Raw genomic sequence first — 9,541 nt, forward strand, 5'->3', positions numbered from 1 at the left:
TCTGTATATTTTGGCTTTTTCTCTCCTTGTCGATAGAGTTCTTGGCAGTAAGCTAAGGTATCGTTCCAGACAACACGCACACACCCGAACAATTGAGACAAAAGCCTCTTTTGTTGGTTGGTTGGGTAAATGCGGTATTGATACCTTGCTTTCACTGTTGGTTTAAAATTACTGTGTCTGTACCCTATAAACTGAGAGGTGCGCCATTGGAAGTTCTCAGATGCTCTATTAGGGATCAAGAAAAGCCGTCGTAGAACGACGGGGTTTTAAACCCAAATTTTCGATAAAAGAAGGTAGAGAAGAAGGTCAACAACGGGGAAAATTACCAGCAAAGTTAGATTATATTACCCTCGCTACTGCCTTAGACTTAGACATGGAAAGGGGCGATAAGTTCCCTAAAACTGCCGTAAGAATTTATCCGTAATCGGGCAATTTTATGAAACTAATTCTCTCCCAATGTCCTAAGGAATTAGTGCAGTTTAGTCGCGTCAATTTATCCTTGCCCTCGCTTTCATTTTGTCCGTGATGACTCTTTTTATCTTTGGTTTTGCTATTCGTTTATTGGCTCTGATTGGTTTCGCTGTCATACTTTTAACTATTAGCGCCAAACGTTTTCGCAATCAGTTAAGTTAATCATTTTTCAATCATTCCCTGGGGAAAAAATTAATCTATCCCGGGGTCGTGAATAACGATTAATTATTAATCCTTTAACCGAAACGACCACTAACATAATCTCTAGTGGACTCTTGAGCGGGATTTTGAAAGATTACCTCCGTGCGATCATATTCCACTAAATAACCCACTTTACCGCCTTTTGGGGTCGGTTCGGCATTATAAAAAGCCGTTAAATCAGAAACCCGTGACGCTTGTTGCATATTATGAGTAACAATAACTATAGTATATTGGGTTTTTAATTCGTGAATTAATTCCTCAATTTTTATGGTAGAAATCGGATCGAGTGCCGCACAGGGTTCATCCATTAAAACAACTTCTGGTTTAACCGCAATAGCGCGGGCAATACATAACCTTTGTTGTTGTCCCCCCGATAAAGCTAAACCACTTTCTTTGAGTTTATCTTTAACATCATCCCAGAGAACGGCTTTTTTTAAAGATTCTTCCACTAATTGATCCATATCACCGATGTAACCATTTAAGCGCGCCCCAAAAGCGATATTTTCATAGATAGATTTAGGAAAAGGATTCGGTTTCTGAAAAACCATACCAATACGACTGCGTAACCCGATAGGATTAACGGAATTACCATAAATATCTTGACCGCGAAAGGTAACTTTTCCCTCAATTTTGGCACTTTTAACCAGATCATTCATGCGATTAAAACAGCGCAAAACCGTACTTTTTCCGCAGCCAGAGGGACCGATAAAAGCGATCGCTTTTTTCTCAGGAATATCAAGGTTAACATCACGAACAGCGAGATTAGAACCGTAGTAAACATTTAAGTTTTTGGTTCTCAAAACCGCATCGGTAACAACATCGGTACTATACATAATTTTCAAAGGAAAAAGAAGATGGGTGTTTTTTTTCAGTGACCAGTAAACAGTAATCAGTGAAAAGAAAACTCCCAACTTGCCACTTCATACTGTTCACTGAAAACTCACATCTGATAACTGATAACTGATAACTGATAACTGATTTAGCCAAAACGTCCACTAACATAATCTTTAGTTGCTTGTTCTCGAGGATCACCGAAGATTTTGTCCGTATGATCAAACTCGACTAGATAACCAATTTTGCCACCTTTATCGGTGGGTTCAGCGTTATAAAAAGCCGTTAAATCTGCTACTCTAGTAGCTTGTTGCATATTGTGAGTAACAATAATAATTGTATAACGTTCTTTTAACTCGTGCATTAATTCCTCAACTTTTAAAGTTGAAATCGGATCGAGTGCCGAACAGGGTTCATCCATTAATAATACTTCTGGTTGAGCGGCAATAGCGCGAGCAATACATAATCTTTGTTGTTGTCCCCCCGATAGGGAAAAACCGCTTTCTTTCAGTTTATCTTTTACTTCTTCCCAGAGAGCTGCCCGACGCAAGGATTTTTCTACTAATTCATCTAAATCGCCTTTATAACCATTTAATCGCGATCCGTAAACCACATTATCATAGATGGATTTGGGGAAAGGATTAGGGCGCTGGAACACCATACCGATACATTTTCTTACTTCGACAGGATCCACCTCTTGAGAGTAAATATCCTGGTTATGATAAAAAACTTTGCCGTCAATACGAAAACCGTGAATTAAATCATTGAGACGATTAAAACACCTGAGAATGGTACTTTTTCCGCAGCCAGAGGGTCCGATAAAAGCGGTGACTTTATTTTTGGGAATATCGATCGAAACGTCTCGTACTGCCCGATAATTACCATAGTAAATATCAGCCTTATCGACCTTTAAAACGGTTCCTGCAGAATGGGTGTTAGAGTTAGTTAGCATAAATTATTTATTTCACTTGAATTTGGATAATTGAGGAGTTGGAAAGATAGATAGATTTTTACTTAAATATCCCTTTTTCCTTTTCACTTTTTCCTTGACTTAATAGGTTTTCTGGCGCGTAGCTAAACGGGATAAAATGTTAGTTACCAACACCAAAAGCACCAGAATTAAAGCACCTGCCCAAGCTAATTGCTGTTGAGGGGCAAAAGGGGCCGTAGCAAAGTTGAAAACTAAGACCGAAAGGGTGGCAATCGGTTCAAAGACACCTCGAGGCCAAAAGTTAGAGAATAATGCCGTAAAAATTAAGGAGGCGGTTTCCCCGGCAGCCCTAGCAATTGCTAAAGTCACACCGGTTAAAATAGCGGGAACTGCGGCAGGAAGGACGATTTTTAGGACAGTTTGGTAGTTATAGGCCCCTAAACCCATGGCTGCCCAGCGGATGTCTTGGGGAACGATTTTTAAAGCCTCATCGGTGGTTCTAATAATAGTCGGTAACATTAACACCGCTAAACCGATCGAACCGGCCAGGGCAGAAAAACCTAAAAGGGCTGTTCCTTCGCCAAATAAGGGCGCAACTAACAAACCGAAGGCGAAAACCCCGACAATAATCGAGGGAACGCCCGCTAAAACGTTGGTAGCAAAGCGCACACCCTGGGCAAGTTTGTTATCACCGCTAAATTCCGAGAGATAAACCGCCGCTAAAACGCCGATGGGAACTGCGATCGCTGTAGCGAGGGCAACGACGATAATTGTGCCTAAAATGGCATTAGCGATGCCGCCTCCTCCTAACCCCGGCGGTGGTGGTAATTTAGTAAAGAGATTAGCGTTTAAACGACCCACCCCTTGCACAAAAACGAAGCCTAGGACGGCAAAAAGGGGAATCACGGTGACAGCTAAACATAAAGCCGAGAGAACGGTCATAATTGTCCCCAATAGCGATCGAGGACTACTCGGTTTCTTTTTGAGATTATTGCCTAAATTCGCACTATCCATGTCAGTTATCAGTGGGAATTATGAATTATGAATTATGAATTATGAAGTGGGGGAGTGGGGAGAAAAAAGCGGCCTTCTGCCTTCTGACGGCTTAATACTTAGCTTTGACGCGATTAACGATTAATTCTGCGAAGATATTGACTACTAGGGTCAAAACTAACAGCACAAAACCCGCATACATTAAAGCTGATACTTGCATTCCCGAAGCTTCGGCGAATTGGTTAGCCAGCAAGGAGGCGATCGTGTTAGCGGGGGCGAGAATAGAGGCACTAATGCGGTTAGAATTGCCGATAATCATCGTTACTGCCATTGTTTCCCCTAAAGCCCGCCCTAAAGCTAACATAATCCCCCCGACAATCCCGGAAAAAGCGGCAGGAATTAATACCCGAAAAATCGTTTCCCAACGGGTGGCTCCCAAACCTAGAGAAGCTTGCCGCAAGTCCGGCGGTAAAGCGGCCAAAGAGTCACGAGAGATAGCGATAATAATCGGCAGGATCATAATCGATAAAATTACTCCCGCCGGTAACATTCCAGGACCCCCTAAAGGAGTACTAAACAGAGGAATCCAACTAAAATTAGCATTTAACCAGTTGCCCGGGGGTCTGAGTATAGGAATCAGCACGAAAATGCCCCACAATCCGTAAACAACACTGGGAATAGCGGCCAAGAGTTGTACGAGAAAAACCAAAATTGTCCGCGCATTTAAGGGAATAAAATCTTCGCTTAAAAAAATGGCTGAACCGATACCGAGGGGAACAGCAATCAGGAGGGCAATCAGAGAACTAACGAGAGTTCCGTAGATAACGGGCAGAACTCCGAATTCTTCGCGACCGCGCACGGGATTCCAAGCACTACTGGTCAAAAATCCCAGACCAAAGGTTTGAATCGCCGGTAAAGCCCGAATAAAAATAACTAGGGCAATTAGGAGCAAAATTACCCCAATAGCGATGGCAAAGGCGGTAGTTAATCCAACAAAGCCTTTATCGAGGATTTTTTCCGATTCTGGACGTTCTTTAAAATTTGATTCGGGTGAAACTGTGGGCGCACTCATGATTAGGGTTTAAATCCAGCTAGTTTGCGGTAGCTAAGGTCGAAATTGACCTCTCTCCACTATTATTGTAACTTTGAATACATTTTTTCGGCGACTAATCCACCTTGATTGTGTAATCGGGATAGATGACATCGGCGGCGGCGGCTACTCGTTCGCGGACGTTTTTCGGTAGGGGAATATAACCAAGGGCGGCAGACTGTTCCTGTCCCTGATTGAGTCCAAATTCGATCATCGCCTCCATAGCTAAAGCTTTTTGGGGATCGTTGTATTTTTTATAGACCAACATCCAAGTGTAGGTGACAATGGGATAGGAATTTTCCCCCGGGGGATCAACGATAAAAGCTCGCAGATTTTCGGGTAATTCCACCGTGGCTAAGGTTGCAGCGGCGTTGGTTTCATCGGGATTGACAAATTTACCCGCCTGATTTTGCAGGGCGGCCATGGGCAGGTTATTATTTTTAGCGAAACCGTACTCAATATAGCCGATCGAGCCTGGATTTTGTTGAATTAGGGCAGTTACGCCTTCATTTCCTCTACCGCCGAGAAATTTACCTTTTTTGGTCGGCCATTGTACGGCTTTTCCGTCCCCGATGCTTTTTTTCCATTCGGGACTAACGGCGCTTAAAAACTTAGTAAAAACTCCCGTTGTTCCGCTACCGTCTGCCCGGTGAACTACGGTAATTTCTTGATCGGGTAGTTTTAAATCGGGGTTATCGGCGGCAATTTTGGCATCGTTCCAACGGGTAATCGTGCCTAAAAAGATGCCTACATAGGCTTCCCTACTTAGTTTCAGCCCTTCTACTCCGGGCAAATTATAAGCCATAACGATGCTTCCCGCCGTCATCGGTAGCAGTAAAACCCCGCGGCTAACTCTGGCCATATCTTCGTCACTCATGGCTACATCGGAAGCGCCAAAATCGATCGTACCTTGAATAAATTGTTCGACTCCCGCCCCGCTACCGGTAGATTGATAGTTAATTAGCAGTTTAGAAAATAGTTGATTGATGGTGACAAACCAGTTTTGATATAGGGGTGCAGGAAAAGAAGCGCCCGCACCATTGAGGGCGACCTCTCCTTGTAGAGGGACTTGGGAGATTCTATTGCTTCCCTCTCCGCTAGTTCCTGCCGTATCACCGCCCCCACAAGCGGTTAAAGTCGCGGTTAAAGTCGCTATGGATAAGGCTGTTAGTAAATGGGTTCTGTTTTTGTTGAGCATAGGATGAGGATTAATTTTGATCCGTAAACTGCCTTAAATCTTACGCTAAAAGTTACCACAGCTTGGTAAAGAATAGGTTAAGAAGTGAATAAAAAAAATATAATGTATTGTCAAGAAAAATTTTCTCGATAACTAGACAAAAATCTCAACTTCTTTTACTATTTATTTTGACTGAACATTAGTTTTAAGTCGCAGGTAAAGCCGCTAACTTTTCATGTCTAGATAGGGGTTGTCTCTTTCCTTACCATTATAGCGACGTAAAAACAACAAAGAAAATATTAAGGTTTTTAGCCATCATCCCCCAGCCTTGAATCAGTTATCAGTTATCAGTTATCAGTTATCAGATGTGAGTTTTCAGTTCACCGATTACCGATTACAGCAAAAAACTCCCCAACACCCAAATCCCTCACTGATTACTGATTACTGTTTACTGGTCACTGAAAAAACACCTAGCGCCCCTTTTTTACTTTGTCCTTTTTACACCTATGCTAGAAATTTTTACTCAGCTATCTCGTCCGACCAAAGTAGTCGCAATTGTACTAGGAACTGCTCTACTTTTACCCGCTTGTGCCAATATTAATCCTCAAGACCTAAAACCAATTAAAATTGATGGTTCGAGTACCGTAGCACCAATTACCAATAAAGTTCTCGAAGATTTTAAAGCTAATACCCCTAACAAAGCTTTGGCTGATGTTAAAATTGACGCTAATATTTCAGGAACCGGCGGCGGTTTTAGAAAATTTTGTGCGGGAGAAACCGATATTAATAATGCTTCTCGGCCGATTTCTGTGGAAGAATTAAAAGAATGTGATGCTAATAAGGTAAGATTTATCGAACTACCGATCGCATTTGATGCTTTAACCGTGGTAGTCAATCCCCAAAATAACTGGCTTGATGATATTTCGACCACAGAATTAAGAACTATTTGGGAACCAGCGGCCGAGAATAAAATCAAACGTTGGAATCAAATTAATCCCGCTTGGCCTGACCAACCGATTACCCTTCACGGGCCAGGTAAAGACTCCGGAACCTACGATTTTTTCAGTGAGGTAATTAACGGCAAAGATGCCAGTCGTGGGGACTTTAATTTTAGTGAAGATGACCAAGCTTTAGTTAATGCCGTCAGTCAAGATCCCAACGCTTTGGGATATTTTGGTCATGCTTACTATGAACAAAATCGGGATAAATTAAAAGCTTTGAAAGTTAACGGTATCGAACCAACTCGCAGCAATGTAGAGGATAGTAAATATCAGCCTTTATCTCGTCCTTTGTTTATTTATGTTAATGCCCAAAAAGCCCAAGAGAATCCCGCTTTAGAGAAATTTGTCAAATATTATCTCGATCGAGTTCCTGATTTATTAGATAGTATTGGTTATATTCCTCTACCGGATGAGGCCTATCATTTGGCACGGGTACAGTTGCAAAAATTTGAGGTAGGAACGGTTTTTGATGGCAGACCTCAACCCAATTTAACCATCGGGGAATTACTTCGTAAACAAGCCCAATTTGAAGCTAATTGACATACTCCCACCGTCAAGCTACGCTGTAACGGGGGATTCTTGACCCATCGCTGTTAGAAATTCCTTGTTCAACGAGACAGCTTAGATTCTCAATGTCTCCATTAAGAATCCAGAGGCCGGACTCTCCCAAGGCGTTTGGGTCGGTTTAGAATATTTAGGGTTTGCTGAATAAATCTAAAAACATTGTTCGATAAGACTTTTAGACTTTTTGTCAATCAAAAAGTGCCTTAGCTAGGAGTGATTGGGGGGAAAATTCAGGGACTTTTTCCCTGAAAATTAGGTAATTGACCACCTGAAAATCGCTAAAACCCTACACCCCACACCCCACACCCCACACCCTACCCCCACCAACAAACTTTTTGCTGCAAACCCTAATTAACCTTTCGGTGTCGCCCCAAATTGTTCGATGAGGATAGAGGTTAACAGCGATTTTAGATCTTCACAGGGAATCCCTTTTTGTACACAACTTCCCAGGTGGGCATCTTTACCCACTTTACCCCCCATGTAGAGGTCAACTCCTTCCACGGTTTTGCCGTCTTTGCGCGCTTTTGTCCCCATCAAACCGATATCGGCCACTTGGGGTTGTCCGCAGGAGTTAGGGCAACCAGTCCAATGGACCCGCACACCCCGGGGGATATTTAATTCGGCATCTAACTGACGAATCAAGTCCACAGCCTTATTTTTGGTTTCAATCAGGGCAAAATTGCAGAATTGCGCCCCCGTACAGGAAACGAGCGCTCGTTGTAAAGGAGTGGGATTGGGGGTAAACTTAGCCAGTAAAGGCTCGGTTAAAAGAGTCGCAATATTTTCAGCCGCTATATTGGGAATAATCACGTTTTGTTCCACGGTTAAACGCAATTCTCCGCTGCCATACACTTCGGCAATCCGGGCTAAATCCAACATATCATCGGCAAATAGACGACCAACGGGAATACAAAGACCGATATAGCTCAATCCCTCCTGTTTTTGGGGAAAAACTCCTAAATGATCTCGTTTTTCCCAGTCAATAGCGTCTTTTTCGGCTGCCGTTGCCAAAGGATAACCTAAGTGATTAGCCACCCGCGTGCGGAATTCCTCAATTCCCCACTCATCAATTAACCACATTAAACGGGATTTTTGACGGTTGGAGCGCAATCCGTTATCGCGGTAAACTTCCAAAATTCCTCGGCATAAATCCACCACTTCCTGATTCGGTCTCACCCAAACATTCATGGGAATTGCCGCTTCACAGCGTTTAGCTGAGAAAAAGCCGCCCACCACGACATTAAAGCCTAATTCTCCCTCTTTATAGGCAGGAACAAAGGCAATATCGTTAATTTCCGCATGAACAGAGTTATCCCGTCCCCCCTCGATGGCAATATTAAATTTGCGGGGCAGATTGCTAAATTGATAATTACCTTGACCGTAGTTGGTAATCATATCTTGGACTTTTTGGACTAATTCCCTGGTGTCAATTAATTCATCCGCGTCTAGTCCCGCCATGGGTGAACCAGTAATATTTCTGACATTATCCATGCCCGATTGTACCGAAGTCATGCCCACGGATTTTAGTCGTTGGAAAATATCAGGAATATCTTCGATACGAATACCGCGTAATTGTAGGTTTTGACGAGTAGTAATATCGGCATTGCCATCATCACCGTAACGCTGCACGATTTCCCCTAAAACTCGCATTTGCTCACTACTGAGAATGCCGTTAGGAATCCGCAAACGCATCATGAATTTGCCCGGGGTGACGGGACGATAAAAAACCCCCACCCATTTTAAGCGATGTTCTAAATCGGTTTTATCCATCGCTTCCCAACCGATTTGGGCAAAATGATCCAGTTCATCTTTAATGGCTAATCCGTCTTTTTCGGCTTTAAATTTCTCGAATTTATTGAGAGTTGTTCCATCTTTTTCAGGTGCTTGTACCACGAATCTATCTCCTTACTGGTCTGTGGGTGCAATTGTTCTAGTTGGTGCGGTTTAGAAATGAAGAAATCGGGATTTAACAATAAGTATTCTTTAAAATACTGTCGTCATTAGCAAAAATTTAGTAATTTACCTAGTCTCTATTTGTTATTTAATTCGTTTTAAGTTGGATAATTTTGTATTGTTTGTAACAGAAATCCGCTCACCATCGTGTTTAGGCATTTATATCATGCAGTAAGTGCATTAAGGTGGGGTGTGGGGAAGTGGGGAGAATAAATAGGGTTTGCTGAATAAATCTAAAAACCTTATCCAACAAGGTTTTTAGACTTTTTTTCCCTCAAAAAGTGCCGACCCTTGGAGTGATTGGGGGGAAAATTCAGGGACTTTTTCCC

At 42.6% G+C, this 9,541-nt stretch carries 8 protein-coding genes and 1 pseudogene; 1 reads left to right on the forward strand and 8 read right to left on the reverse strand.

The genetic code is table 11. The annotated features are described in order from the left end of the window. From EWV84_RS12625 to pstS, 6 genes are all read right to left on the reverse strand, one after another. Window positions 1-155: helix-turn-helix domain-containing protein (locus EWV84_RS12625; protein ID WP_287078267.1), on the reverse strand; the 155-nt coding region annotated here is incomplete at its 3' end. A 552-nt stretch (window positions 156-707) separates the two neighbouring features. Further along, window positions 708-1,505, reverse strand: a complete 798-nt coding sequence (pstB, locus tag EWV84_RS12630) for a phosphate ABC transporter ATP-binding protein PstB (RefSeq protein WP_287078259.1) — start codon at window positions 1,503-1,505, stop codon at window positions 708-710. A gap of 146 nt (window positions 1,506-1,651) precedes the next feature. Continuing rightward, window positions 1,652-2,455, reverse strand: coding sequence for a phosphate ABC transporter ATP-binding protein PstB (gene pstB / locus EWV84_RS12635; RefSeq protein ID WP_287078260.1), 804 nt, complete (start codon window positions 2,453-2,455; stop codon window positions 1,652-1,654). 99 nt (window positions 2,456-2,554) lie between these two features. Beyond that, the gene (pstA, locus tag EWV84_RS12640) at window positions 2,555-3,448 is read right to left on the reverse strand and encodes a phosphate ABC transporter permease PstA (protein WP_002732684.1); all 894 of its coding nucleotides are present in this window, start codon (window positions 3,446-3,448) and stop codon (window positions 2,555-2,557) included. Between the two features lie 91 nt (window positions 3,449-3,539). Next, complete coding sequence (gene pstC / locus EWV84_RS12645; RefSeq protein WP_287078261.1) at window positions 3,540-4,499, reverse strand: phosphate ABC transporter permease subunit PstC; 960 nt, start codon at window positions 4,497-4,499, stop codon at window positions 3,540-3,542. Between the two features lie 94 nt (window positions 4,500-4,593). After that, entirely contained in the window at window positions 4,594-5,715 is a 1,122-nt protein-coding gene (gene pstS / locus EWV84_RS12650) for a phosphate ABC transporter substrate-binding protein PstS (protein WP_287078262.1), read from the reverse strand. A 485-nt stretch (window positions 5,716-6,200) separates the two neighbouring features. On the opposite strand from pstS, the gene EWV84_RS12655 reads away from it, so the two are divergent. Further along, a complete protein-coding gene (locus EWV84_RS12655; RefSeq protein ID WP_287078263.1) occupies window positions 6,201-7,235 on the forward strand; it encodes a PstS family phosphate ABC transporter substrate-binding protein in 1,035 nt (344 codons plus the stop codon). 13 nt (window positions 7,236-7,248) lie between these two features. Here the strand turns inward: EWV84_RS12655 and EWV84_RS12660 are convergent. Both EWV84_RS12660 and EWV84_RS12665 read right to left on the reverse strand, forming a co-directional pair. Next, a pseudogene (locus tag EWV84_RS12660) lies at window positions 7,249-7,380 on the reverse strand (zinc ribbon domain-containing protein); the annotation flags it as partial. A 230-nt stretch (window positions 7,381-7,610) separates the two neighbouring features. Next, on the reverse strand, window positions 7,611-9,152 hold the full coding sequence (locus EWV84_RS12665; RefSeq protein WP_287078266.1) for a ferredoxin--nitrite reductase: 1,542 nt from the start codon (window positions 9,150-9,152) through the stop codon (window positions 7,611-7,613). Between the last annotated feature and the right edge of the window lie 389 nt (window positions 9,153-9,541).

Source organism: Microcystis sp. M_QC_C_20170808_M3Col (assembly GCF_007095505.1).
Lineage (GTDB): Bacteria > Cyanobacteriota > Cyanobacteriia > Cyanobacteriales > Microcystaceae > Microcystis.

Excerpts from the sequence above, each read along its gene's own strand:
- pstB (WP_287078259.1), bottom strand. The coding sequence starts at position 1,505 with ATGTATAGTACCGATGTTGTTACCGATGCGGTTTTGAGAACCAAAAAC.
- pstB (WP_287078260.1), bottom strand. The coding sequence starts at position 2,455 with ATGCTAACTAACTCTAACACCCATTCTGCAGGAACCGTTTTAAAGGTC.
- pstA (WP_002732684.1), bottom strand. The coding sequence starts at position 3,448 with ATGGATAGTGCGAATTTAGGCAATAATCTCAAAAAGAAACCGAGTAGT.
- pstC (WP_287078261.1), bottom strand. The coding sequence starts at position 4,499 with ATGAGTGCGCCCACAGTTTCACCCGAATCAAATTTTAAAGAACGTCCA.
- pstS (WP_287078262.1), bottom strand. The coding sequence starts at position 5,715 with ATGCTCAACAAAAACAGAACCCATTTACTAACAGCCTTATCCATAGCG.
- EWV84_RS12655 (WP_287078263.1), top strand. The coding sequence starts at position 6,201 with ATGCTAGAAATTTTTACTCAGCTATCTCGTCCGACCAAAGTAGTCGCA.